Source organism: Pseudomonas sp. R11-23-07, from assembly GCF_003852295.1.
In the GTDB taxonomy this organism is placed as follows: domain Bacteria; phylum Pseudomonadota; class Gammaproteobacteria; order Pseudomonadales; family Pseudomonadaceae; genus Aquipseudomonas.
Map to the genome: position 1 here is coordinate 1,395,121 of NZ_CP027761.1, position 25,659 is coordinate 1,420,779.

At 59.9% G+C, this 25,659-nt stretch carries 23 protein-coding genes; 6 read left to right on the forward strand and 17 right to left on the reverse strand.

Going from position 1 to position 25,659, the window contains the following annotated elements:
* The first annotated feature begins 104 nt into the window (after positions 1-104).
* Positions 105-329, forward strand: coding sequence for a hypothetical protein (locus C4J84_RS06205; protein WP_124369866.1), 225 nt, complete (start codon positions 105-107; stop codon positions 327-329).
* Positions 330-390: 61 nt separating this feature from the next.
* Here C4J84_RS06205 and C4J84_RS06210 read toward each other — a convergent pair whose 3' ends face one another.
* The 3 genes from C4J84_RS06210 to plsB are packed head-to-tail and all read right to left on the reverse strand — an operon-like array spanning position 391 to position 4,061.
* Entirely contained in the window at positions 391-1,080 is a 690-nt protein-coding gene (locus C4J84_RS06210) for a DUF4197 domain-containing protein (protein ID WP_124361593.1), read from the reverse strand.
* A gap of 22 nt (positions 1,081-1,102) precedes the next feature.
* Positions 1,103-1,504, reverse strand: a complete 402-nt coding sequence (locus tag C4J84_RS06215) for a YbaY family lipoprotein (RefSeq protein ID WP_124369867.1) — start codon at positions 1,502-1,504, stop codon at positions 1,103-1,105.
* Between the two features lie 46 nt (positions 1,505-1,550).
* Positions 1,551-4,061, reverse strand: a complete 2,511-nt coding sequence (gene plsB, locus C4J84_RS06220) for a glycerol-3-phosphate 1-O-acyltransferase PlsB (RefSeq protein WP_124369868.1) — start codon at positions 4,059-4,061, stop codon at positions 1,551-1,553.
* Between the two features lie 179 nt (positions 4,062-4,240).
* Between plsB and C4J84_RS06225 the strand changes: the two genes are divergently transcribed.
* Complete coding sequence (locus C4J84_RS06225) at positions 4,241-4,450, forward strand: cold-shock protein (protein WP_124366102.1); 210 nt, start codon at positions 4,241-4,243, stop codon at positions 4,448-4,450.
* A gap of 136 nt (positions 4,451-4,586) precedes the next feature.
* On the opposite strand, the gene C4J84_RS06230 is transcribed toward C4J84_RS06225, so the two are convergent.
* The 4 genes from C4J84_RS06230 to C4J84_RS06245 all read right to left on the reverse strand — a co-directional run bounded on the left by C4J84_RS06230 (position 4,587) and on the right by C4J84_RS06245 (position 9,794).
* Positions 4,587-4,964, reverse strand: a complete 378-nt coding sequence (locus C4J84_RS06230) for a hypothetical protein (RefSeq protein WP_065932867.1) — start codon at positions 4,962-4,964, stop codon at positions 4,587-4,589.
* A 54-nt stretch (positions 4,965-5,018) separates the two neighbouring features.
* The gene (locus C4J84_RS06235) at positions 5,019-5,828 is read right to left on the reverse strand and encodes a putative RNA methyltransferase (RefSeq protein WP_124369869.1); all 810 of its coding nucleotides are present in this window, start codon (positions 5,826-5,828) and stop codon (positions 5,019-5,021) included.
* Positions 5,828-6,979, reverse strand: coding sequence for a succinyl-diaminopimelate desuccinylase (dapE, locus tag C4J84_RS06240; RefSeq protein ID WP_124369870.1), 1,152 nt, complete (start codon positions 6,977-6,979; stop codon positions 5,828-5,830). Before dapE ends, C4J84_RS06235 begins: the two co-directional genes overlap by 1 nt.
* A 223-nt stretch (positions 6,980-7,202) precedes the next feature.
* A complete protein-coding gene (locus C4J84_RS06245) occupies positions 7,203-9,794 on the reverse strand; it encodes a glycosyltransferase (RefSeq protein WP_124361598.1) in 2,592 nt (863 codons plus the stop codon).
* Positions 9,795-10,011: 217 nt separating this feature from the next.
* Between C4J84_RS06245 and tcdA the strand changes: the two genes are divergently transcribed.
* Positions 10,012-10,821: a tRNA cyclic N6-threonylcarbamoyladenosine(37) synthase TcdA gene (gene tcdA / locus C4J84_RS06250; RefSeq protein ID WP_372237484.1), complete on the forward strand. Its 810-nt coding sequence runs from the start codon at positions 10,012-10,014 to the stop codon at positions 10,819-10,821.
* Between the two features lie 32 nt (positions 10,822-10,853).
* Here tcdA and C4J84_RS06255 read toward each other — a convergent pair whose 3' ends face one another.
* The 6 genes from C4J84_RS06255 to C4J84_RS06280 form a co-directional block, all read right to left on the reverse strand.
* Entirely contained in the window at positions 10,854-11,267 is a 414-nt protein-coding gene (locus tag C4J84_RS06255; protein ID WP_124435066.1) for a SufE family protein, read from the reverse strand.
* A complete protein-coding gene (locus C4J84_RS06260) occupies positions 11,264-12,469 on the reverse strand; it encodes an aminotransferase class V-fold PLP-dependent enzyme (protein WP_124435067.1) in 1,206 nt (401 codons plus the stop codon). Before C4J84_RS06260 ends, C4J84_RS06255 begins: the two co-directional genes overlap by 4 nt.
* A 67-nt stretch (positions 12,470-12,536) precedes the next feature.
* Complete coding sequence (gene dapD / locus C4J84_RS06265; RefSeq protein WP_124366109.1) at positions 12,537-13,571, reverse strand: 2,3,4,5-tetrahydropyridine-2,6-dicarboxylate N-succinyltransferase; 1,035 nt, start codon at positions 13,569-13,571, stop codon at positions 12,537-12,539.
* Between the two features lie 31 nt (positions 13,572-13,602).
* Positions 13,603-13,965 carry an ArsC family reductase gene (locus C4J84_RS06270; RefSeq protein WP_099583364.1) on the reverse strand — a complete coding sequence of 121 codons (363 nt, stop codon included), beginning with the start codon at positions 13,963-13,965 and terminating at the stop codon, positions 13,603-13,605.
* 181 nt (positions 13,966-14,146) lie between these two features.
* The gene (locus C4J84_RS06275) at positions 14,147-14,983 is read right to left on the reverse strand and encodes a DUF3037 domain-containing protein (RefSeq protein ID WP_124369873.1); all 837 of its coding nucleotides are present in this window, start codon (positions 14,981-14,983) and stop codon (positions 14,147-14,149) included.
* Complete coding sequence (locus C4J84_RS06280; protein ID WP_124369874.1) at positions 14,980-15,726, reverse strand: HipA family kinase; 747 nt, start codon at positions 15,724-15,726, stop codon at positions 14,980-14,982. Before C4J84_RS06280 ends, C4J84_RS06275 begins: the two co-directional genes overlap by 4 nt.
* 245 nt (positions 15,727-15,971) lie before the next feature.
* On the opposite strand from C4J84_RS06280, the gene C4J84_RS06285 reads away from it, so the two are divergent.
* Entirely contained in the window at positions 15,972-17,615 is a 1,644-nt protein-coding gene (locus C4J84_RS06285) for a Na+/H+ antiporter (RefSeq protein ID WP_124369875.1), read from the forward strand.
* Here C4J84_RS06285 and C4J84_RS06290 read toward each other — a convergent pair.
* From C4J84_RS06290 to map, 4 genes are all read right to left on the reverse strand, one after another.
* Positions 17,608-18,348 carry a M12 family metallopeptidase gene (locus C4J84_RS06290; protein ID WP_124369876.1) on the reverse strand — a complete coding sequence of 247 codons (741 nt, stop codon included), beginning with the start codon at positions 18,346-18,348 and terminating at the stop codon, positions 17,608-17,610. The two genes, C4J84_RS06285 and C4J84_RS06290, sit on opposite strands and share 8 nt — an antisense overlap.
* A 115-nt stretch (positions 18,349-18,463) precedes the next feature.
* The gene (gene dapC / locus C4J84_RS06295; protein ID WP_124369877.1) at positions 18,464-19,663 is read right to left on the reverse strand and encodes a succinyldiaminopimelate transaminase; all 1,200 of its coding nucleotides are present in this window, start codon (positions 19,661-19,663) and stop codon (positions 18,464-18,466) included.
* A 157-nt stretch (positions 19,664-19,820) separates the two neighbouring features.
* Positions 19,821-22,523, reverse strand: a complete 2,703-nt coding sequence (locus tag C4J84_RS06300; protein WP_124369878.1) for a [protein-PII] uridylyltransferase — start codon at positions 22,521-22,523, stop codon at positions 19,821-19,823.
* Positions 22,524-22,588: 65 nt separating this feature from the next.
* Entirely contained in the window at positions 22,589-23,383 is a 795-nt protein-coding gene (gene map / locus C4J84_RS06305) for a type I methionyl aminopeptidase (protein WP_124361607.1), read from the reverse strand.
* Between the two features lie 376 nt (positions 23,384-23,759).
* Between map and rpsB the strand changes: the two genes are divergently transcribed.
* Positions 23,760-24,497, forward strand: coding sequence for a 30S ribosomal protein S2 (gene rpsB, locus C4J84_RS06310; protein ID WP_048719953.1), 738 nt, complete (start codon positions 23,760-23,762; stop codon positions 24,495-24,497).
* A 203-nt stretch (positions 24,498-24,700) separates the two neighbouring features.
* Positions 24,701-25,564, forward strand: a complete 864-nt coding sequence (tsf, locus tag C4J84_RS06315; RefSeq protein WP_124361608.1) for a translation elongation factor Ts — start codon at positions 24,701-24,703, stop codon at positions 25,562-25,564.
* Positions 25,565-25,659 lie beyond the last annotated feature (95 nt).

Sequence of the window (25,659 nt, forward strand, 5' to 3'; positions counted from 1 at the left end):
CTTAAGGTTTCGCCACTCATGGACTACCTGATTACAGGTATTCAGTCCGACGGATTTCACGCCGTCGGGCCGGATCTCAAATCTGATGATTCAAGGAGTGTCCAATGGGATTTTTCATCGGCAAATCGTTGAGCGTTTCTGTCAGCAGCAGCTTCGGCGGCGGTAACTGCGCAAAACCCAAGCCACCTGCAAATGACTGTAATGACAAGTGCAAACCCCAACCCGCCTGCGAGATCGGTGGCGGTGGTGGTGGCTCGATCAAGTTCGGCGTAGGCGTGATGCCGCTGGGTGCGGTGATCTTTGGCGGGCTGGCCGGCAAGCTGTTTTGACGGTGCAGTGAGCGGCTCCCGAGCAGGTGATCTTCCCCGCCTGCTCGGGTGCATACACTGTCTACAGGGCGCCGAATACTTTCTTGGCAAGGCTGGTGGCGGCAGCTGCCGGATTCTTGCGAATCGTTTCTTCCTGCTGCGCGATCATCTTGAACAAGCCGTCCAGCGCCTGTTCGGTCACGTAGTTTTCAACATTGGCGCTTTTGGCGTCCACCGCGCCAAACGCGGCGGCCTTGCCGGCGAGTGCGTTGTACTGCTGGGCCACGCCGACCTTGTCGGTGGCAGCCTTGACGATGGGCAGGAACTTGGCGCGGATTTGGTCGCGACTGCTCTTGTTCAGGTACTGGGTAGCTGAGTCCTGGCCGCCACTGAGGATGCCTTTGGCATCGGTCACACTCATGTTTTTCACGGCATTGACCAGAATCGGCTGAGCCTGGGTAACGGCGGTTTCCGCCGCTTTGTTCATGCTGGTTTCGAGCTGGGTGACCTGATCGCCCATGCCGAACATCTTCAACTTGTCAGCGACCTTGCCCAGCTTGCCCGGCAAGCCGATCTTCACGTCGGGGTTATTGCTGAAACCACCGGGCGTGCCCAGTTGTTTCACGGCGATCTGTGCGCCTTGGGTCAAGGCGTCCTTGAGGCCGCCGCTGGCGTCGCCCTGGGACAGGCTGCCAAGGTCCAGGGCCATGGCGCTGGTTCCCAGCAGCAGGCCGGTGAGCAGGGCCGTGAGGCGAAGAGGGTTACGGAGCATGGGCGCTTCCTTGTGGTTGAATTCAGTGGGCTGCAGCATCGACGCGCACGCGCAGTGGCTGTTGATCCTGGCCGTTGAGCTGTACGGCGTGCCGTTCAGTGGTGATGAACAGTAGCTTGCCATCCACCTCGATGCGAGCGCTGACCGAGTAGCTATGGCCCGGCTTGACCTGCGCCGGGTCATAATTTAAGTGAAACGGCAGCGGCACCTGGCCTTTGATCGGGCCTTTCTGTTCGGCGAGCACCACGGCCGGGGCGTCCATCAGCGACACGTCTTGCAGGCTGACGCTCAAGGTGGCGGTGGGCGGCAGCGCGATGCGTTGCAGGTAGAACACTTCGCCGTCGAGGCTGGCCTTGGGGGTGGGAGACATGGATTGGCAGGCTCCGAGCAGGGCCGTGAGGCCCAGGAGGATGATCTTCTTCATGGTGCAGCTCCTTATCAACGGCGCCGGAAACCGCCCGGCGCCTTGTTCAATCTTGTGGGGATTGCGCCGGTTCCACCGGCTGCTCGGCCGCGCCATCGACGCGATGCAACGCCACTTGGCGGATCGACAAGCGAATGTCCGCCGGCAGTACACGTTTGGCCGCGCCTTCGGCCAGCTCGCCGAGCAGGTCGTGATAGCTCAGCTTGCCGGCTTCATCGCGGCGCAGCACATCTTGCTCCAGCAAGGTCTGGATGAAATGTCGGAAAAGGCTCTTGTCGAAGAACTCCGGAGCATTGAGGCCATGCAGGATCGACAGCCGCTGGGCCATGATCGTGCACAGGTCTTCCAGCTCCTCGGCGCTGATGCTGTTCTGGCCGCTGTTGAGCAGCAGCGAGATCGCCATGTAGAAGCGTTGCAGGGTCTGGGCGATGCTCTTGGACAGTAGCGTCAGCAGCACGAAATGCCGCGAACTCGGCGCCGGGCGCAGGTACACGTTGTTTTCGAAGCGCAGCAGGCCCTGTTCGACGAACGCATCCAGCCATTGGTCGACCACCGCATCCAGCTCCTCCAGAGACCAGCGGATGAACAGCTCCGACTGCAGGTACGGATAGAGCGCATGGGTGTAGCGCAGGATCTGTTCGCGGCTCATCCGCGAACTGCTCTGGAAGAAGCTCGCCAGCAGCGCGGGCAGGGCGAAGATGTGCAGCACGTTGTTGCGGTAATAGGTCATCAGGACGGCGTTCTGCTCATCCAGATAGACGATTTTGCCCAGGGCATCGCTCTGTTCCGACAGCAGCTTCATGTCCTTGACGTGCTTGATCAGCGCCAGGCCGTCGCCTTCCGGCAGGGTGGTATGCGGTGAATAGGGCACGCGGCGCAGCAGCGCCAGGTACAGGTCCAACTGGCGGGCCATGGCCTGCTCATCCAGCGCCAGGCGAGTGGTAGACAGCAGCGCCAATGCCACCAGGTTCACCGGGTTCACCGCAGCGGCTTCGTTCAGATGGCGGGCCACCTGCTCGCCGAGGCGGTGGGTGGTTTCATTCAGCCAGGCCGGCTTGTAGTTCGGGCCCAGTTCCTGGGAGCGCCAATCCGGTTGCTCGTGGTCGAGAAACTCCGCCAGCTTGATCGGCTCGCCGAAGTTGACCGCGACCTGGCCGAAGCGCTGCTTGAGCGCGCCTGCCACTTTGAAAATATCGAAAATCGACTCTTTCTTCTTGCTCGCACCGCGCAGCTCGCCCAGGTAGGTACGGCCTTCCAGCACCCGTTCGTAGCCGATATACACCGGCACGAACACGATGGGCATGCGCGAAGAGCGCAGGAAACTGCGCAAGGTGATCGCCAGCATCCCGGTTTTCGGCTGCAGCATGCGCCCGGTGCGCGAACGGCCGCCTTCGACGAAGTACTCCACCGGGAAACCCTTGGTGAACAGGGTGTGCAGGTATTCGTTGAATACCGAGGTGTACAGCGGGTTGCCCTTGAAGGTGCGACGCATGAAAAACGCACCGCCACGGCGCAGCAGGCTGCCGATCACGGGCATGTTCAGGTTAATGCCGGCGGCAATGTGCGGCGGGGTCAGGCCATTCTTGAACAGCAGGTAGGACAGCAGCAGGTAGTCGATATGGCTGCGGTGGCAAGGCACGTAGATCACTTCGTAGCCTTGGGCAACCTGTTGCACACCCTCGATGTTATTGACCTTGATGCCGTCGTAGATTTTGTTCCAGAACCAGCTCAGCACCACTTCCAGGAAGCGGATCGCCGTGTAGGTGTAGTCCGAGGCGATTTCATTGCCATAGCGCAGGGCCAGGGCCTTGGCTTTTTCCGGCGAGATTTTCTCGCGCTCGGCTTCATCGGCAATGGCCTGGCGCACCAGCGGCATATTGACCAGGCCCTTCACCAGGTTGCGACGGTGGGACAGGTCGGGGCCGATCACGGCGGTCTTCAGGTTACGAAAGTGCACGCGCAGGATGCGTTGGGCCATGCGCACGGTGCGTTCGTGCCCTTTATTGTGCTCGATCAATTCACGCAGGTTGATGGGCGCGGAGAATTGCACCCGGGTCTTGCGACCCAGGATCAGAATGCTCAACAACCGGCGCAAGCGCCCGGTGACCGCCCAGCTGTCGGCGAACAACAGTTTCCAGGGGCTGGACTCACTTTCGGGGGATTGGCCCCAGAACACGCTGACCGGAATGATTTGTGCATTCTCTTCGGCATGTTCTGTCAGGGTGTTGACCAGGCGCGTCAGGGTGGGCGGTGTGCCGCGCTTGTCCTGGCGGCCGAGCCAATCCGGGTCCGGCGTGAGGTAAAAGAACGCTGCGGGTTCCATCAACGGGCCTACCGAAACCGGCAGCACCGGGCGCGGCAGGCCGGCCTTGGTGCACTCGGTATCGACCACGGCCAATTCGGTCAGGGAGGGCGATTGCAGGACGTAGAACACCGGCCGGCTGCGGTCCAGGTTAAGGGTGAGGGACGACTGGTTGATCGTCTCCGAGCGAACCCAGAGGTACAGCAGTCGACGCAAGGTGCCAAACACCAGACGACGGAACGGGGAGCGGGTCATAGGCGAACTGCTTCAAGTGGAAAAAACCGAGCAGGCGCTCGGGCGGGTAGTGTGCCGTATTCATCGAAAATCGGCAAAAAAGCGGCGATGTAAAGTTGGGTTGATGGTTTTTGAACGTGTCTTATACTCGGCAGTTCAACGCCAGCGACTCAATAATAAAAACCAGTGGGAGTGAACAGATGACAACGCGCGAAACCGGCAGTGTGAAGTGGTTCAACGACGCCAAGGGCTATGGCTTTATCCAGCGTGAAGACGGCAAGGATGTGTTCGTGCACTACCGCGCTATTCGCGGTGACGGCCACCGCTCGCTGGCCGAGGGCCAACAGGTGGAATACGCCGTGGTGACAGGCGATAAGGGCTTGCAGGCGGAGGATGTGGTGGGCCTGTAAGTCCACCGCTGCAACCCATGTGGGAGGGGGCTTGCTCCCGATTGCTGAGTGTCAGTCGCTGAATAAATCGACTGATCCACCGCTATCGGGAGCAAGCCCCCTCCCACATTTTTTTGATTGGGTTTGCAACTCGGAATCAGGCGGTTTTCCAGGTGATTTCTTCTTCACCATCGGCACTGATGCGCATCCAGCGGTCGGCGCTTTCCTCACCCTCTTCCTCGACCCAAGTCCCTGGCGCGCAGCGCACTTCAACATTCAATGCGGCAAACGCGGCGCGGGCGCAGGCGATGTCGTCGTCCCACGGCGTCTGGTCGCTTTCCAGGTACAGGCTGTTCCATTTGCCGACGGCTTTTGGCAGCCAGGTCACCGGCACGTTGCCGGCTTTGCACTTGTAGGTCTGGCCCTTCTGGACCCAGTCGGTGCAGGGGCCCAAAGCGGCGCCCAGCCAGGCGGCGATGGCCTTGTAGTCGACGTCGGCGTCCTTCAGGTAAATCTCAATATCGGGTTGGCGCATGGATGTTCCTCGTTGCGGGATTCGAAAATCCATTCGCGGGTGCTGAAAAGTCGGTTATTGAAGCACGAAATAATCGTAGCGCATCGACACGGTCACCTGCAGCGGCTCGGCGGCTTCGATCACCTCGCTGCGGCGCTCGGCGCTCGCACGCCAGCCGTGAGGCGTCATGGCCAGCAGGTTGGCGCGGTCCCCGGGCTCGGCCAGGCACAGTGTGAACTCAAGGGTTTCACTGTGCGCCAGGCCCATGCCATCCGGCACCAGTGCCAGGTGTTTGTCGTCGGTGTATTCGCGCACTTCGTCGTACAAGCGTTCGCGCAGCTCCATCAGGTGGCCGCGGGTGGGGCCAACCTTCATCAAACCGCCGCCAGGGCTGAGCAGGCGCTTGGCTTCCTGCCAGTCCAGCGGGCTGAACACGCTGGCGAGAAACTGGCAACTGGCGTCGGCCAATGGGACGCGGGCCATGCTGGCGATCAACCAGGTCAGCGCCGGGTTGCGCTTGCACGCGCGCTTGACCGCTTCCTTGGAAATATCCAGGGCGTAGCCGTCGGCGTCGGGCAGGGCATCGGCGATTTGCGCGGTGTAGTAGCCCTCGCCACAGCCGATGTCCACCCAGCGTTGTGGCGCGCGTTCGGCGGCCAGCTCCGCCAGTCGCTTGGCCACAGGGGCGTAGTGCCCGGCATTGAGGAAGTCGCGGCGCGCCTCGACCATCGCCAGGTTATCGCCCGGGTCGCGGCTGTTCTTGTGCTGCACCGGCAACAGGTTCAGGTAACCCTGGCGCGCGCGGTCGAAACGGTGCCCGGCGGGGCACGCCACACCGTTGTCCACCGCAGTGAGCGGGGCGCTGCAAAGGGGGCAGGCAAGCATCAGGCGAGCAACTTGATCAGGGTCTGGTAGTAAATTTCGGTCAACACATTGAGGTCGCTGGCGAGGACGCGCTCGTTGACCTGATGGATCGTCGCATTCACCGGGCCCAATTCGACCACCTGGGTACCCAGGGTCGCAATGAAACGGCCATCGGAGGTACCGCCACTGGTGGATGCCTTGGTTTCACGCCCGGTGATCGCCTTGATGCTGGCCGATACCGCGTCGAGCAATGCGCCCGGCTCGGTGAGGAACGGCAGACCCGACAGCGCCCAGTCCACATGCCAGTCCAGGCCGTGTTTATCCAGGATCGCTGCGACCCGCTGCTGCAACCCTTCCACGGTGGATTCGGTGGAGAAACGGAAGTTGAACACCGCTGTCAGGTCGCCGGGAATGACGTTGGTGGCGCCGGTGCCGGAATTAAGGTTGGAGATCTGGAAACTGGTCGGTGGGAAGAAGGTGTTGCCGTCATCCCAATGCTCGGCGGCGAGTTCGGCCAATGCCGGTGCGGCCAGATGGATCGGGTTCTTCGCCAGGTGCGGATACGCCACGTGGCCCTGTACACCGCGCACGGTCAGGGTGGCGCCGAGGGAGCCACGACGGCCGTTCTTGACCACATCGCCCACCAGTGTCGTGCTCGATGGCTCGCCGACGATGCACCAGTCAAGGCGCTCATTGCGTGCGGCCAGGCGCTCGACCACGGCCTTGGTGCCATGGTGCGCCGGGCCTTCTTCATCGCTGGTAATCAGGAAGGCAACCGAGCCTTTGTGGTCCGGGTAGTCGGCGACGAAACGCTCCGCCGCCACCAGCATCGCCGCCAGGCTGCCTTTCATATCCGCCGCGCCACGGCCGCAGAGCATGCCGTGTTCGTCGATCAGCGCGTCGAACGGGTCGTTCTGCCAGGCCTGCACCGGGCCGGTCGGCACCACGTCGGTGTGGCCGGCAAAGCACAGCACCGGGCCTTCGCGTTTGCCATGGGTGGCCCAGAAGTTATCCACCTCGAAGATGCGCATCGGCTCGAGCGCAAAACCGGCGTCGCCCAGGCGCTGCATCATCAGCTTCTGGCAATCGGCATCGACCGGCGTGACCGACGGGCGACGGATCAGGTCGATGGCGAGTTGAAGGGTCGGCGAAAGGTCGGCATGGGCCGTCATGGGAGAACTCCGGAAATCGAGACAGCGACGTTCTAATTGTAGGAGCGAGCTTGCTCGCGAAAAACGCAAGGGCTCCGCGTGCATTCAGGGTGCCCGCTTCATCGTTAACGATTTTCGCGAGCAAGCTCGCTCCTACAGTGATGTGTGCAAGGCGTGTAAAACGGCCGTTATCTTATAGCAAAACGGCGGCCAGAGGCCGCCGTTTAGTGCATTGCGCAAGTTTTTACACGGCGGTGACAGGCTCTGCCTTCGGCGCCGGTTTCGGCAGCGACGACAAAAACGCCATGATCAGCGCCGCCAAGTACGGCAGCGACTGCACCAGCAACATCACCACCCAGAAGCGCATGTCATTGCTCGGCAGGCCTTGCACCAGGTAAATCCCCAAGGCGGCGCCCCACAACAGCAGCATGATGAACATTTCTTCGCGGGCTTCGGAAATCGCCACCCAGAAGCCGTGGTTATCCGCGTTTTTCGGTGTACGAAAGAACGGAATGCTGGTGGTGAAGAAGCCGTACAGCACCGCTTTGGCGATGGTGTGCGACAACGCCAGGCCGGCCAGGGCCGCGCAGAAGGCATCCTTGAGGTTCACCCCGACCGCACGGCGGTAGAGGAAGATGATCTTGCCCACCTTGAACACGAACAACGCCAACGGCGGGATCGCGAAAATCAGCAACGGCGGATCGACGCGGGTCGGCACGATGATCATCGCCGCCGACCACAGCAGCGCGCCCACGGTGAAGAAGATGTTCATGCCATCGGCCACCCACGGCAGCCAGCCCGCGAGGAAGTGATAGCGCTGGCCACGGGTCAGCTCGGTGCCTTTGCCGCGCAGCAGGCTGGCGGTGTGGCGCTTGATGATCTGAATCGCACCGTAGGCCCAGCGGAAACGCTGTTTCTTGAAGTCGATAAAGGTGTCGGGCATCAGGCCCTTGCCGTAGCTGTCGTGGTAATACGCCGCCGACAGGCCTTTTTCGAACACGCGCAGGCCCAGTTCGGCGTCTTCACAGATGCACCAGTCGGCCCAGCCGAGTTCTTCGAGCACCGAGCGACGGGTCATGGTCATGGTGCCGTGCTGGATGATCGCGTCGCGGTCGTTGCGGGTGACCATGCCGATATGGAAGAAGCCTTTGTATTCCGCGTAGCAGAGCTTCTTGAAGGTGCTTTCGTTCTGGTCGCGGTAATCCTGGGGCGACTGCACTACGGCGATTTTCGGGTCGGCGAAGTGCGGCACCATGTGCTTGAGCCAGTTGGGCGACACGCAATAGTCCGAGTCGATCACCGCGATCACTTCGGCGTCCTTGGCGGTGTGCGGGATCAGGTAGTTCAGCGCGCCACCCTTGAAACCGGCCAGGGGCGCGACATGGAAGAACTTGAAGCGCGGGCCCAGGGTTTCGCAGTAGTCGCGCACCGGTTCCCATACCGCCGGGTCCTTGGTGTTGTTGTCGATGATCAGGACTTCGTAGTCCGGGTAGTCGAGTGCGGCCAGGGCGTCGAGGGTCTGTTTGACCATCTCCGGCGGCTCGTTGTAGCACGGCACATGGATCGACACTTTCGGACGGTAGTCCGATTCCCCTTCGACCGGCAGGAATTCACGCCGGCGTTTGTGGGTCCACACCGCTTCCGCCAGTTCGTGGGCTTCGGTCAGCAGCACGATAAACACACCCAGGGCACCGAGGGCCAGGAGAATGCCCACGGTCACGCTGAACCAGGTGCTGTATTGCTGGCTGTAGTCGTAGCCGATCCACACCAGCACCGAACCGCACAGGAACGCGATAAACGTCAGGAAGGTACGACCGCGCTGGCGCAGGGCCGAGCCGTCGATCATCAGCAGGGTCAGGGACAGCAGCGCCAGCACCACCGAACCGATGGCCAGCACGCGCCACTGCGGGATTGCGACCACCGGGCCTTCAAAGTTGAATTTCTGCTGACGCGCGGCGTTGAATACGCCCCAATAAGCGCCCGCCGAGCCTTCGTCGCTGACTTTCCAAGGCTGATCGAACGCCTCGATCACGAAGTAGTTGTAGCCCTGGCGATTGAGTTTGTTCACCAGCGTGCGCAGGTAAACCGCCTGGTCGGCAGGTGAGGCTTCATTACCGCCGCGCATGCGTCCGTTACTCGGCCAGCCAATTTCCGACAGCAGCAGCGGCTTTTTCGGGAACAGTTTCTTCAGGTCCCGTGCACGGTCGAGTACGTACTGGCCGGCCTTGTCCATCGGGATAAATTCCCAAAACGGCAGGATGTGCGCGGCGATCAGGTCGACGTGCTTGGCCAGTTCCGGGTTTTTTTCCCAAATGTGCCACTGCTCGGAAGTCGTCACCGGAACCTTGACCGCTGCACGCACACGGTCCAGCAGCACGATCAGGTCCTGCGGGGTGATTTCTTCACGGAACAACGCTTCGTTACCGACCACCACGCGCACGACGCTGCGCGAGCTGTTGGCGATTTCGATGGCGCGCTGGATTTCGCGTTCGTTGCGCTCAAGGTCCGGGCTGATCCAGATCCCCAGTGTCACCCGCAGACCGAACTCTTCGGCCAGCTTGGGAATATCGCCCAGGGTGCCGTCGACCGAGTAGGTACGGATGTTGTCCGTCAGCTTGCTCATGATCGCCAGGTCCTGGCGCATCTGGTCGTCAGACGGGTACTGGTTTTTCTGAGGATACTGGCCTTGCTGGAACGGCGAGTAAGAGAACCCGGAGATCTGTTCGGGCCAGTTGGGAGCGGTGACCGGGCGGTTGATCAGCGCCCAGAAGCCAGTGAACAGCGCGGCGATTGCCAGCACGATCACCAGGTTGAGTCCAAATTTACGCGATGCCATGGTTATTTCGGGTTCCAAAGGGTGTGGAACGAAAAGAGGTGTCGGCCTGCACCGAACGGCGCGCATCCTACACCGGCCTTTCCCTGAGCGTACAGCAGACAGAGAAAAGCCGGACGTTAGTCCGCGAATGTTCACCTAAGTTCTTTACTTGTAGCTGGAAGCTTCGAACTTGTCGCGGCGTAGTCCATAATGCGCGCCGGTTTTTAGGGTAATGGTCATGAGCACAGAAGATCCGCGGTTTGCAGGCGTCGCCCGCTTGTATGGCATTGAAGGGCTGGAACGCTTGAAAGCGGCCCATGTGGCGATCGTCGGCGTCGGCGGCGTGGGCTCGTGGGCGGCAGAAGCCATCGCCCGTTGCGGGGTGGGCGAGATTTCGCTGTTTGACCTGGATGACGTTTGCGTCAGCAACAGCAACCGCCAGCTGCATGCGCTGGACAGCACCGTGGGCAAACCCAAGGTCCAGGTGATGGCCGAACGCCTGCGCGGTATCAACCCGGATTGCACCGTGCATGCGGTGGCGGACTTCGTTACCCGCGACACCATGGCCGAGTACATCACCCCGAACATCGATTGCGTGATCGACTGCATCGATGCGGTCAACGCCAAGGCGGCGCTGATTGCCTGGTGCAAACGCCGCAAGATCCAGATCATCACCACCGGTGGCGCCGGCGGGCAGATCGACCCGACGCTGATCCAGGTGTGCGACCTGAACCGCACCTTCAACGACCCGCTGGCCTCGAAAGTACGCTCCACCCTTCGTCGTGACTATGGTTTCTCACGCACGGTGACCCGCCATTACAGCGTGCCCTGCGTGTTTTCCACCGAGCAGCTGCGCTACCCCAAGCCGGACGGCAGTATCTGTTTGCAGAAGAGTTTTGTCGGCGACGGCGTGAAGCTGGACTGCGCGGGAGGGTTTGGCGCGGTAATGATGGTGACCGCTACGTTCGGCATGGTGGCGGCGACCAAGGCGGTGGACAAGATTGTGGCCGGGGTGCGCAGGCCGTCGGAGCGGGTCAAGCCTGCCTGAAAGTGTGGGAGGGGGCTTGCCCCCTCCCACATTCAGTTTTGTGTATGGCTCAGGGAACGCATGCGCTGCAGGACTGCATTGAGGCCATTGCTGCGTGACGGCGATAGTTGGCGGGAAAGCCCGAGTTGATTGAACCAGTCGGGCAAGTCCACCGCCTGCAACTCAGCCGCCGACAACCCATTCACCCGCGCCAGCAACAACGCCACCAACCCCCGAATCATCCGCGCTTCGCTGCTGGCGGCAAACTGCCAGTGGCCATTGTGCAAATGCCCCACCAACCACACCAGGCTCTCACAGCCCTGTACGAGGTTGGCATCGACCTTATCCTCATCCGCCAAGGCGGGCAGGCGCTCACCCCATTGCATCAGCATTCGGGCGCGTTGTTCCCAACTGCCGACCGACTGAAAGGCTTTCCGCGCAGCCACCGCATCCACCGGCAAGCTCATCGCAGCATCTCCAGCGCCTGGTCCAGCGCTTCAAAGAAGCGTTCCAGGTCATCGGAGTCGTTGTACAGCGCGAGGGACACGCGAATCGCCCCCGACAATTGCAGCATCTTGAGCAACGGCATCGCACAGTGATGACCGGCACGCACGGCGACCCCCTGCTCGGTCAGCAGGTGCGCGAGGTCGGCGTTATGCACGCCCTCGACCACAAAGCTGACCAGCGCCACCTGCGGCGCGCCGAGTATGCGCACGCCATTGCGCGCTTTTAAGCCGCGCAGCAAATAATCGTGCAGTGCCGCTTCATGTCTGACCACCGCCTGTGGATCCAGCGAAGTCAGGTAATCCAGGGTCGCCCCCAGGCCGATCACGCCGGCTATCGGTGGCGTTCCCGCCTCAAAACCCAGGGGGGCAGGGCGGAAGCTGGCGCTGTGGTAGTCCGTCTGTTGCACCATTTCCCCGCCAAACTGCCAGTGGCGCAGGCGGTGCAAGGCTTCGTGGCGGCCGTAGAGCACGCCGACCCCGTCTGGGCCGTACAGTTTGTGACTGGAAAATACATAGAAGTCGCAGCCCAGAGCCTGCACGTCGTGGCGGCCATGGACAATGCCTTGGGCACCGTCGATCACCGTCAGCGCGCCGTGGCTGCGGGCCAGCCCGAGCAAGGCGTCGAGCGGCTGCCAGGTGCCGAGTACGTTGGATAACTGGCTGACCGCCAACAGCCGCGTGCGCGGGCCGATCAGTCGGGCGGCGGCGTCAAGGTCGATCACGCCGTCAGCGTCCAGGGGCAGTATCACCAGCGTCAGTGCGCGACGTCTGGCCAGTTGCTGCCAGGGCAGCAGGTTGGCGTGGTGTTCCAGGGCGCTGATGGCAATCTCATCGCCCGCATCGAATAAGTGCTCGAGGCCATAAGCCAGGAGGTTCAGCGCAGAGGTCGCGCCGTGGGTAAACACCACCTGCCCGCTGTCGCCCGCATTCAACCACTGCGCAACCTTGCTGCGGCTGTCTTCAAACGCCTGGGTCGCATGGGCACCCGGCAAATGCTGGGCACGGTGCACATTGGCTGCGCCATTGGCGTAGTAATGGCTGATTGCATCCAGCAGGGCTTGGGGCTTTTGCGTGGTGGCGGCGTTGTCCAGGTAGGTCTGGTCTTGCCGTTGCAGGGTGGCGATGGCTGGAAAGTCGGCACGCCAGGGGGAGGGCACAAGCATGGGGTTCAAGACTCGTATAAGCGAGCCGCACCCGAAGGTGCGGCCCGCTGGGGCATCGAGTGGCTGCTTAGTTGTGAGCGTGCAGCGCTTCGTTCAGTTCGATGGCCGATTTGTGGGTTTTGCACTCCACGGCACCGGTCTCGGAGTTGCGGCGGAACAGCAGGTCCGGTTGGCCGGCCAGCTCACGCGCCTTGACCACTTTGACCAGTTGGTTCTTCTCGTCCAGCAAGGCAACTTTGGTCCCGGCGGTCACGTACAGGCCGGACTCCACGGTGTTGCGGTCGCCCAGCGGGATACCGATACCGGCATTGGCGCCGATCAGGCAGCCTTCGCCGACCTTGATCACGATGTTGCCGCCGCCCGACAGGGTACCCATGGTCGAGCAGCCGCCGCCCAGGTCGGAACCCTTGCCGACGAACACGCCAGCCGATACGCGGCCTTCGATCATGCCCGGGCCTTCGGTGCCGGCGTTGAAGTTGACGAAACCTTCGTGCATGACGGTGGTGCCTTCGCCCACGTAGGCGCCCAGGCGCAGGCGGGCGGCATCAGCGATACGCACACCGCTCGGTACGACGTAGTCGGTCATTTTCGGGAATTTGTCCACCGAGAACACTTCCAGCAGCTCGCCGCGCAGGCGTGCTTCCAACTGGCGTTCGGCCAGTTCGGCGATGTCGATGGCGCCCTGGCTGGTCCAGGCCACGTTCGGCAGTTGCGGGAACACGCCGGCCAGGTTCAGGCCGTGGGGCTTGACCAGGCGGTGGGACAGCAGGTGCAGCTTGAGGTAGGCCTCAGGCGTGGAGGTCAGAGCGGCGTCTTCGGCCAGCAAGGTCGCAACCAGCGGCGTATGGCTTTCAGCCAGGCGGCTCAACAGGGCGGCCTGGGTGGCGTCGACGCCTTTGAGCGCATCGGCCAGTTGCAGGGCCTGGGTGACGGTGAAGGTAATCGCCTGGTTGCCTTCGGTGTAGCCAAGGATCGGCGCGATGGCCGCGACGATGTCAGCCGACGGGTTGAGCAAGGGCTGTGCGTAAAACACTTCCAGCCAAGCACCTTGGCGGTTCTGAGTGCCGACGCCGAAGCCCAGGCTGAACAGGGAATTGGACATGCTGTTACCTCTACAAAAATGGAAGGCTGGCCTACTTGAGGGCCGCCGAATAACTATCTGGCTTGAAGCCAATCAGGGTTCTGTCACCGAGATCGAGCACCGGGCGCTTGATCATCGAGGGTTGCGCGAGCATCAATTCAATGGCTTTCGACTGATCGAGATCGGCTTTGCGTTCGTCTTCGAGTTTGCGAAAGGTGGTGCCCGCACGGTTCAAAACCACCTGCCAACCGTGCTCGTCGCACCATTGGGTCAAGTGTTCGCGGTCGATACCGGCCGTTTTGTAATCATGGAACTCATAGCTCACAGCGTGCTCATCAAGCCAGGTGCGCGCCTTTTTCATGGTGTCGCAGGCTTTGATGCCGAAAAGGTGCAAGGTTTTGCTTGAAGCGGTCAAGGAATTGCCCCCTTTGGACGAATGAAAAATGAAAGATCGCGGATTATGCCACGTCAATTCGCCTGGCGCCGCGACTGACTGTTACGGATCGGTCGTGACGATGGAACGACCGTAAACTGTGTGCATGCAGGCGTGACTGGGCTTGTGGCACGGATGGAAAAAACCGGCCATGGCCGATTTTTTAGTGAGACATCTCCGGGACGCCGCGTTTTATTTCTTGGAGCTTTTGCGAGTTTGTCATGTGTGCGTTGATGACCCTCACACCGTCGAACTCAGCAAGTGCAAGTGTGACTTCCTCGTAAGCCTTAAATAGCTTTGGTTTACCCTGGGCCGGAGGCTCAGCAATGAATAAGGTGTCCTTGGCTAATTTATTGGCTTTGTTCAGACGCATAACTTTCGACAGCCATGCGTCACCATGTTCAAGGATTTTTCCTGGTTCAGACTGACCAAAGAAAATCGGTTTGATTGCCTGCTCAGCAATTTGATCGTCAAGCATGACGAATGGGAATCTCACATCGTAGTCATTTGTACCCAATCGTTGCTCTTTATAAAGTTGCTTGAGATTCGACGAGGCCAAAAGAGTGCCTAGCTGACGCTCTAGGACCTTCTCTTGATATTCCTTACTGGCAAAGCTGTGATTTACATAATGCTCAAACAATTCGTCCAGCGCTTGTCCGATATTATCGGTCGCCATGGATCCAGGCTGGCTGAAACGCATCATCGTTTCCCGTGGATGGATGAGGTGTTTGAACGTACTCGTCAGTAACGTCGTCTCAGTTTTATGGTTCGCGAAGAATCCCACGAGACGGTTGAACTCGTCCTCGACTTCACCTTTGGCGCGGAGATAGACCTTATGCTCAAGAGTCTCGAAGAAACGCGTGACACGTTGGCGTTTTGCAGCGACTTTGAATTTGAATTCGCCCGTATTTGCGAGCAGCACAATACCGATGTTCACGAACTCACCGGTTTCCGGGTAAGGCAGGAACCTAAGAATTGAGTAGTTACAAATATATTTCATAATTGCCCCCAGAATTGCTCGTCCTTGAACCTTTCCAGTATTTGTAGCCTTTGCTGAAGGGTTGGTTCGTACTCGTCATCGCAATCGTGGTCGCGACAAAGCCACTCATCCGGTAGAAGGGAGATGATCCTACCCCAGTCTGCAAGGGCAGCGTCAAGCAATGGAAGGTAATCCAGACGAGCGAGCAGATTCCCATCAAATGAGCCCAATTGGTCTCTGAATACATGGTACCTCCTGAACTCATCCAAGCTGAGGTGCGGATCAAAAGCTACGTTATGATCGATTACGACCAGCTCACCTTTCGGATCAAGAATAAGGTTGACGTTGCCACCCATTTCTCCAAGGCCACGATCGCCGTTGAGTATCCACCAGTCGAAAAGTAGAACCGTTTTCTTCAAATCAGCGGGTAGAGACTTGAGGTTGGCCCACATGAAGTCGGATGCATTTTCAACCTGCAATGATGCGAATGCCGGTCCACCACTTAGGTCGCTTACACCGTCCATCACGCTAAAGTCGATCAAGCGCTGTGGAATGTCCATTATTCTCCACGGAGGAATGGGCAAACCGAGGTGTTTGCCCAATTCGGCACTCAATGCCTCCGAAACCAGGCCATTGCCGAGCGCCCTGGAAAGCCCTTTTACAAAATAGGTTTGGTCATCGTCAGCCCTGACCAGAAATGGCTGGACAGAGACGCCCTGATGGCTCTGCCTTATGATTTCCTTCGCGGTAATGCGCTTCAGCATCGGCATTCCTGATGATTTCACCGCGCTAAAGTGTGGCGGAATGGTGGGAGTCATTATTTTAAGCAAGGCATTGCTGAGTATGCCACGCCCAGCGCGTTTCGGCGCCGTTCGTCAACGCTGTGCGACGTTTGTGCAAAGGGCAGTGCGCCGCATAGCCGGTTACCATAGCCGGGTAATATGGCACTTCAACGGCCAGTTGTTGCCTCATGTGTCGTTGCAAGTCGATTGTCTGGGAAAACCGCGTTATGCAAACCGCCTACACCGTTCTTATCCTGCTGATGCTGGTCAGCGTGTCGCGTCTGGTCGGGCGCATCATTCCCCTGCCGCTGCCGCTGGTACAGATTGCCGCCGGGGCCTTGCTGGCCTGGCCCACGCTGGGGCTGCATGTGGCGCTGGACCCGGAGCTGTTCCTGTTTCTGTTCTTGCCGCCGCTGCTGTTTTCCGATGGCTGGCGCATGCCCAAGCGTGAGCTGTGGCGCCTGCGCGGGCCGATCCTGACCTTGGCCGTGGGGCTGGTGCTGTTTACGGTGGTCGGCGCGGGGTACTTCATTCACTGGATTCTGCCGACGATTCCGTTGCCGGTAGCCTTTGCCCTGGCGGCCGTGTTGTCGCCGACGGATGCCGTGGCGGTGTCGGCGATTGCCCAGAATCGCCTGCCCACGCCCTTGATGCACATGCTCCAGGGTGAGGCCTTGATGAATGATGCGTCGGGCCTGGTGACCTTCAAGTTTGCCCTGGCGGCCGCGTTGACCGGGGTGTTTTCCCTGGCCGATGCCAGCCTGACCTTTGTCTTGGTCGCAGTGGGTGGGCTGGCGGTCGGTGTGGCGTTGAGCTGGCTGGTCGGTCGCCTGCGCGCCTGGATGATTGCACGGGGTTGGGATGACCCGGCCACCCACGTTGTGTTCATGTTGCTGCTGCCGTTCGCGGCCTACGTACTGGCGGAACGCTTGGGCGCGTCGGGCATTTTGTCGGCCGTGGCGGCGGGCATGATGCAGAGCTGGCTGGACCTGCTGCCGCGTCAAACCAGTACACGCCTGCTCAATCGCAGTGTCTGGTCGCTGCTGGAGTTTGCCTTCAACGGCCTGATCTTTCTGCTGTTGGGCCTGCAACTGCCGGACATCATCAAAGCAGTGGTGAGTCATGAGCCGACGTTGTGGCCGACCTTGATGTATCGCTGCCTGGACGTGATTGCGATCTTCGTGGTGCTGGTGGTGTTGCGCTTTATCTGGGTTCAGAGCATTTGGCGGCTGTCAGGCTTGCTGCGTCGTGTGCGTGGGAAAAGCGAGCTGACCCTGGTACCCACGGCGCGATCCTGTTGGCTGCTGACGGTGGGCGGCGTACGCGGTGCGGTGACACTGGCGGGCGTGATGTCGGTGCCATTGCTGCTGGCGCCGGGCCAGGCTTTTCCGGAGCGCGACCTGCTGATCTTTATCGCGGCCGGCGTCATTCTGTTGTCGCTGGTCGCCGCCTGTATCGCGCTGCCGTTGCTGCTTCGCGGGATCGAAAAGAGCCCCGATGAAAAGCGTCACCGGGAGGTTCGTGAGGCCTGGAAAAAAACCGCCGTGGCAGCGATCCATGCGCTGGAGGCTGAAGAGTCTGATGAAACCGCAGTGTCGGATGCGGCTCAAGCGGCATTGGCCACTGAGCTCAAGGCGCGATTGATGTCGGAATATCGCCACCAGCTTGAGGTATTCAACGATTCCGCCGAAGCCCAGGCCCTGGCGCTGCAGATGGATCAACTGGAACGCAAGCTGCGGCTCAAGGGGCTGCGTGCGCAGCGGCTGGAGTTGTATCGTTTGAGTCGCCAACATCAAATTGGCGATGATGTATTGCGCGAAGTTCTGGCGGATCTGGATATGAGTGAAGCGAACTTGGGCAGCGTCAAGTAGTTTGGGCATTGATCATTGCGCGGATGCCGGTACCGAGCAGTTTGCCGAGCAGTGTTTTATCTTCAGGGTACAGTGACTGCACAAAGCTTTTATCGCCTTCAGACAGTTTGAAGTTGCGCGGGATGGGATTTCCGCTATTCAGGTGTGAGGCGCGAATCCCATAGTGCATGATGGATTTGTCATCATAGTTTGAAGTCTTTACCTCTTTGCGCGAGAAGGGGCGGAGGATATCGTTCTTGGCCTTATAGGAGGGTTCTCCTCTCGATGCATATTCGTCATAGATGTTCTGCCTGTTCAGGTCCAATGTCCGATCGGGGTGCTGATGCTCATGTTTGAGGCCGAGGGCGTGGCCGAATTCATGCTGGATCGTTGCGGCGACGCTGCTTGGCGATACTGTGAAGTTAATGCCCATGGTCGGTTCGGATAAAGGCACCTTCTTTGCGTCGGTGCCCACGTTTGACCATCCCGCTCTCGTGTCAGCATCCGCAGTGATGCGGATATCGCCATTGGGGCTGTCGGTGAACTTGAAGTAGAGATTGGTATGGGGGGCCCATGCGTTGATGTTGTGCTTTACCAACGCTTTTTGTTCTGGGGTCATGTTCAGCAGGGAGATAGTCAGCACCGAATGCTGAGGCCAGAGCTTGTCGGGCATGGCGACGCCGCGCTTACTTCTATTGAGCGGCGCGGTGACGCAATGAGCAGAAGGCGAAGTGGGCGAGATCGTGAGCGTCATGGGGTTCACCTAAGTGTTTATATGAACTTAGGTGTAAGGTTTGCGTGTTTCTGTTCCCTCGCAATGGTTGCAAGAAACAACGCTGGAGGCCGCCCCGTTGGGAGCGGCTTGTGTCTCAACCGCGGCGCTGGATGAAATCGCGAATCCGCCCAGCCGCTTCGACACATTCGGCCAGCGGTGCAACCAATGCCAGGCGTACACGCCCGGCGCCTGGGTTGAAGCCATCCACTTCGCGGGACAGGTAAGAGCCCGGTACCACCGTCACATGTTCCTCCACGAACAAATCACGGCAGAAAGCAGCATCGTCCCCGTTCACGTTCGGCCACAAATAAAAGCCGCCGTCCGGGCTTTGCACATCCAGCACCGGTTTGAGGATCGCCAGCACTGCGTCGAACTTCTCGCGATACAGGTCACGGTTGGCCTGTACGTGCGCTTCGTCCTGCCAGGCGGCGATGCTGGCCAGTTGGGTTTGCACCGGCATTGCGCAGCCGTGATAGGTGCGATACAGCAGGAAAGCCTTGAGAATCTCAGCATCGCCAGCGACAAAGCCCGAACGCAGGCCCGGCAGGTTGGAACGCTTGGACAGGCTGTGGAACACCACGCAACGCTTGAAGTCCTGGCGACCTAGTTCGACACAGGCGCTCAGCAGGCCTGGCGGCGGGGTTTGCTCATCGAAGTACAGCTCGCTGTAGCACTCGTCGGCGGCGATCACGAAGTCGTGTTCATCGGCCAGGGCGATCAGTTTTTTCAGGGTGTCCACCGGAATCAGCGCGCCGGTCGGGTTGCCCGGAGAGCACAGGAACAGGATCTGGCAACGTTTCCAAACGTCTGGCGACACGGCATCGAAGTCCGGGTTGAACCCATTGGTGTCCAGGCACGCCAGGTAATGCGGCTTGGCACCGGCGAGGAACGCCGCGCCTTCGTAGATCTGGTAGAACGGGTTCGGGCTCACCACCAGCGCGTCGTCACCGCGATTGACCACGGTCTGGGTAAAGGCGAACAGCGCCTCGCGTGTGCCGTTGACCGGCAGGATATTGCGCGCCGGGTCCAGCCAGCCTGCAGGTACGTTGAAGCGGCGCTCGCACCAGGCGCCAATGGCCTCGCGCAATGCGGGGATGCCCAGTGTGGTCGGGTACACCGCCATCTGGTCCAGGTTATTGCTCAGCGCCTCGGCCACGAAACTCGGTGATGTGTGCTTGGGCTCGCCAATCGACAGGGCAATCGGGCGTTTGTCCGGGTTGGGGGTGACACTGCCGAGCAGGGCGCGCAGTTTCTCGAATGGGTAAGGCTGCAGCTGGTTCAGGGCGTTGTTCATCGCAAGTCTCGTCAATTCAGTTGTTGGCACGCGGTCTGGTTGCCGGCGAAAATTCAATGTGGGAGGGGGCTTGCTCCCGATTGCGTTGTGTCAGTCAGCTGATCTTTATCTGATCCACTGCTATCGGGAGCAAGCCCCCTCCCACATACGCCGGTGTTCATAGGGTCAGGCGCGTCAGCGCGACGCCAGGTTCCTGGGTCACGCTCAATTGCTCCACGATCGCATCCTGCAAACGGCGGCACAGCTCAGGGTCGGACAGCGGTTGGTTATCGGCGTCGGTGATGAAGAACACGTCTTCCACGCGCTCGCCGAGGGTCGCAATCTTGGCGTTCTGCAGCGACAGGTCGAACTCCAGGAAAATCCCGCCGATGCGTGCCAGCAGGCCCGGGCGATCCGGCGCGCTCAGCTCCAGCACGGTTACCGGGCGCTGGGCGTCGTTGGAGATGGTCACCTGCGGCGCAAAGGCAAAGTGCTTGAGCTGGCGCGGTACCCGGCGCTGGATGATGGTCGGGTAATCATCCGGGTTGCGCAGGGCTTCGGTCAGACCTTCGCGGATCTTCTTCACACGCACCGGATTGTCGCCAATCGAGTCGCCTTCGGTGTCGAGCACAATATAGGTGTCGAGGGTGAACTGGCTGCTGGAGGTGATCACCCGGGCGTCATGAATGTTCAGGTTGAGCTGGTCCATGGCTGCCACGGTCACGGCGAAGAAGTCATGTTGGTCCGGCGCATAGATGAAGATCTGCGTACCGCCTTCGAATTCGCGCTGGGTGGTTTCCTTGATCAGGACCAGCGGGCCACCATCGGCCGGCTGTTGAAGGATGGCGTCGGTGTGCCAGGCGACGTCGCCGGCAGTGTGGCGCAGGAAATAATCGTCACCCAGTTGCGACCACAGTTGTTCGACATCGTCCGGGTCGTTGCCGCCGCGCACCAGGATATCCAGGGCCGCGCTTTGGGTGCGGCGGATCTGCTCTTCGCGGTCTACCGGGTTTTCCAGGCCGCGGCGCAGGGCGCGCTTGGTCTCGGTGTACAGCTGGCGCAACAGGCTGGCGCGCCAGGAGTTCCATAACGTCGGGTTGGTGGCGTTGATGTCGGAGACGGTCAGCACGTAGAGGTAGTCGAGGCGGGTTTCATCGCCGACGATCTGCGCGAAGTCGTGGATCACTTGCGGGTCGGACAAGTCCTTGCGCTGGGCGGTGGTCGACATCACCAGGTGGTTCTGCACCAGCCAGACGATCAGGCGGCTGTCCCACAACGGCAATTGGTGGCGTTGGCAGAACGCTTCGGCATCGACCGCGCCGATCTCCGAGTGATCGCCATGCCGGCCCTTGCCGATGTCGTGGTACAGGCCGGCCAGGTAAATCAATTCCGGCTTGGGCAGCTTGGCCATGAGTTTGCTGGCCAGTGGGAATTTCTCTGACACCTGGGTGTACTGCAACTTACGCAAGTGCTTGATCAGGTTCAGGGTGTGGGCGTCCACGGTATAGATGTGGAACAGGTCGTGCTGCATCTGTCCGACGATAAAGCCGAACTCCGGCAGGTAGCGCCCGAGGATGCCGTAGCGGTTCATCCGCCGCAGGTTGCGGTGGATGCCGATCTTGCACTTGAACAGTTCGATAAACAGGCTGGTGTTGCGGATGTCATGACGAAACTCATCGTCGATCAGATGACGGTTTTCCCGCAGCAGGCGAATGGTATCGGCGCGCACGCCTTTGATTTCCGGCTGCTGGGCCATCAGCACGAAGATTTCCAGCATGGCGAACGGCGTGCGGTGGAATACGTTGTCGTTGCGCGCCTCGATGTAACCGTCGTGCAGCTGGAAGCGCGAATTGATCGGTTGCGGCGGCGCTTCGTCTTCGGGGGCCAGGATCACTTCTTCGAAGTGCTGGATGATCAGGTCGCTGAGCTGGGCAATGCTCATCACCACGCGGTAATACTGCTGCATAAAGCTTTCGATGCTGGTCTTCGCGTCCTCGCCTTCAAAACCCAGCAGGGTCGCGATGGAGCGCTGGTGGTCGAACAGCAGGCGGTCTTCCGAGCGCCCGGCAAGCATGTGCAGGGCGTAGCGCACTTTCCACAGGAACTCCTGGGACGAGGCCAGCAGCGCGTTTTCGCTCTCCACCAGAAAGCCCTCGCCGGCCAGGGCGCGCAGGTTCAGGGTGCCGTATTGGCGACGGGCCACCCACAAAATCGTCTGGATATCCCGCAGCCCGCCCGGCGAGCCTTTGACGTTGGGTTCCAGGTTGTATTCGGTGTCGTTGTATTTGTGGTGCCGCGCCTTTTGCTCGGCACGCTTGGCCAGGAAAAAATCCTTGCTCGGCCACATGTGTGCGGTGTTGGTGACTTCGAGCATGCGTTGGCGCAGGCGCTCGGGGCCGGCGATGGTGCGGCTTTCCATCAGGTTGGTGATGACGGTCAGGTCGGCACGGGCCTCTTCGGCGCATTCGTCCACCGAGCGTACGCTCTGGCCGACTTCCAGGCCGATGTCCCACAGCAGCGTCAGAAACCGCTCTATGGAATCGCGAAAAATCTCATGGTCGGCGCTGTCCAGCAGAATCAGCAGGTCGATGTCGGAGTAGGGGTGCAACTCACCACGACCGTAGCCGCCGACCGCCACCAGGGCGATATCCGCCTCGCTGCTCCAACTGAACTGTTCCCAGGCTTTTTGCAGGATATTGTCGACGAACCAGGCGCGGTCCTCGATCAGCCGGCGTATGTCGCGGCCGCTGCGAAAGCGCTCATCGAGCACCTCGCGGGCCTGGCGGATCGCCTTCTTGAACGCGGCGATAGGGCTTGCCTTCAGCGCCAGTTCGGCCTGGAACTGGCCACGGTCGAAGAGTTCGGGATCCACCTGGGGCATCGATCGGCTTTCCTTTCTATCTATCAGTCATTCACAAAACAGTGGGGGGAAAACCTGAGTAATCCCTAAGCCGAAGCAGCATCCGACGTGCGCGGGATCGTGTCGTCGGCGCGCAGGGTGAAAATCTCGTAGCCGGTTTCGGTGACCAGCAGGGTGTGCTCCCACTGGGCCGAGAGTTTGCGGTCCTTGGTGATGGCGGTCCAGCCGTCGCCCAGCACCTTGGTGTCGGCCTTGCCCTGGTTGATCATCGGCTCGATGGTGAAGGTCATGCCGGCCTTGAGTTCCATGCCGGTGCCGGCGCGGCCGTAATGCAGGATCTGCGGCTCTTCATGGAATACGGTGCCGATGCCGTGGCCGCAGAACTCGCGTACCACCGAAAAGCCGTTCTTTTCGGCGTGCTTCTGGATCACTTCACCGATATCGCCCAGGCGGCAGCCTGGCTTGACGATCTCGATAGCCTTGTACATGCATTCCTGGGTCACCTGGGACAGGCGCTCGGCCCAGACCGGCACGTTGCCGACGTGGAACATGCGACTGGTGTCGCCGAAGTAGCGGTCCTTGATCACGGTGACGTCGATGTTCAGGGTGTCGCCGTCCTTCAACGGCTTGTCACCCGGGATCCCGTGGCACACCACGTGGTTGACCGAGGTGCAGATCGACTTGGGAAAGCCTTTGTAGTTCAGTGGGGCCGGGATGGCCTTTTGCACATTGACGATATAGTCATGGCAGATCTGGTTCAGTTCTTCGGTGGTGACGCCGGGCTTGACGTGTTCGGCGATCATTTCCAGCACGTCGGCGGCCAGTTTGCCGGCGATGCGCATGCCGGCGATGTCTTCGGCGGTTTTCAAACTAACGGTCATACAGGCTCTCTCTAGCGCGACGCGCTGAAATCAATACGGTTTACGGGCGTGCGACACTTCGCACAGGCCACAAAAAAACGCGATTCTAACAGACGCGGGCGACAAACCATGAGCCCCTAACGATCGCTTCTCTCTATAGAGTGGGGGTATATCGGCGCCATTCAAAGGGTTGGCGCAAGGAAGCTTGCGGCAAATGTGATTGCGGGTTCCGTTTTCGCCCTTGCTGTGGTATAAAATGCGCCGCTTTCCGGGGATGCCCTGCAGAGCTTAAATCCACACACGTGTCGACACGATGACCTGGGTGCCGGAGGCCTTGAAGCCGCTGGTTGGTCATTGGGATACGTGGAGGCCAAACCCGACTTATTAAGGAACTATCATGTCCCAAGTCAACATGCGCGATATGCTGAAGGCCGGTGTGCACTTCGGTCACCAGACCCGTTACTGGAACCCGAAAATGGGTAAGTACATTTTCGGCGCGCGTAACAAGATCCACATTATCAACCTTGAAAAAACCCTGCCAATGTTCAACGAAGCTTTGACTTTCGTAGAGCGCCTGGCCCAGGGCAAAAACAAGATCCTGTTCGTCGGCACCAAGCGTTCCGCTGGCAAGATCGTTGCTGAAGAAGCAGCACGTTGCGGTTCGCCGTACGTCGATCACCGCTGGTTGGGCGGCATGCTGACCAACTTCAAAACCATCCGTGCTTCCATCAAGCGTCTGCGTGACCTTGAAGTGCAAGCCGAAGACGGTACTTTCGCCAAGCTGACCAAGAAAGAGGCGCTGATGCGCACTCGCGACCTGGAAAAGCTCGATCGTTCCCTGGGTGGTATCAAGGACATGGGCGGTCTGCCTGACGCACTGTTCGTTATCGACGTTGATCACGAGCGCATCGCGATCACCGAAGCCAACAAGCTGGGCATCCCTGTTATCGGCGTAGTCGATACCAACAGCAGCCCGGATGGCGTTGACTACATCATCCCAGGCAACGATGACGCAATCCGCGCTATCCAGCTGTACATGGGTTCGATGGCTGACGCTGTAATCCGTGGTCGCAACCACGTTGCTGGTGGTACCGAGCAGTTCGTTGAAGAAGCTCCGGTAGCCGCAGCTGAGTAATTGACGCCCTGGCGTTGACTCAGTAAGCAAAAAGGGGGCTTGGCCCCCTTTTTGCCACCTCGAAAACCATTTGTTGGCGCCCACTTGTGGCGGCGCATCGTTGCTCTGTAACGTGCAGCAGCCTACAACGGATATTCGGGAAGAATTGATCCCCCGTTCGATCGGGTGGAATGGTTGAAAACCTATCCAAGAGGAATTTGAAAATGGCAGCAATTACTGCAGCGTTGGTTAAAGAACTGCGTGAGCGTACCGGCGAAGGCATGATGGATTGCAAGAAGGCCCTGGAAAAGGCCGACGGCGACATCGAAAAAGCCATTGACGACATGCGTGCTTCCGGCGCCATCAAGGCCGCCAAGAAAGCAGGCAACGTGGCTGCTGAAGGCGCCATCGCATTGAAAGAAGACGGCAAGTCCGCGGTACTGCTGGAAGTGAACTCGCAGACTGACTTCCTGGCTCTGCAGGACGACTTCAAGGCATTTGTTGCCGCCAGCGTTGAAAAAGCGTTCGCCGACAAACTGACTGACGCCGCTCCGCTGATCGAAGCTCAAGAAGCTGATCGCCTGGTACTGGTCGGCAAGGTTGGCGAAAACGTCAACATCCGTCGCCTGGTGCGCGTTGAAGGTGACGTGGTAGGTGGTTACCTGCACGGCAACAAGATCGGTGTTGCAGTTGTCCTGAAAGGCGGCAACGTTGAACTGGCCAAAGACATCGCTATGCACGTAGCGGCCAGCAACCCTGAGTTCCTGTTGCCTTCGGAAGTTTCTGCCGAAGCGATCGAGCGTGAAAAAGCTGTGTTCCTGCAGCTGAACGAAGAAAAAATCAAAGGCAAGCCAGAAAATATTGTTGAGAACATGGTCAAAGGCCGTATCAGCAAGTTCCTGGCTGAAGCAAGCCTGGTTGAGCAGGCGTTCGTCAAGAACCCTGAAATCAAGGTTGGCGAACTGGCCAAGAAAGCCGGTGCTGAAATCGTTTCCTTCACCTACTTCAAAGTAGGCGACGGTATCGAGAAGCCGGTCGACAACTTCGCCGAAGAAGTTGCTGCCCAGCTGGCTGCCGCCAAGCAATAAGACAGTTTTCAACTGTCGCCCGAAAGAGGCTGCCCGCTCACGCGCGCAGCCTCTTTTCAAATGGGAAAGCGAATTTATTTGGCTTCCCCTCGGAA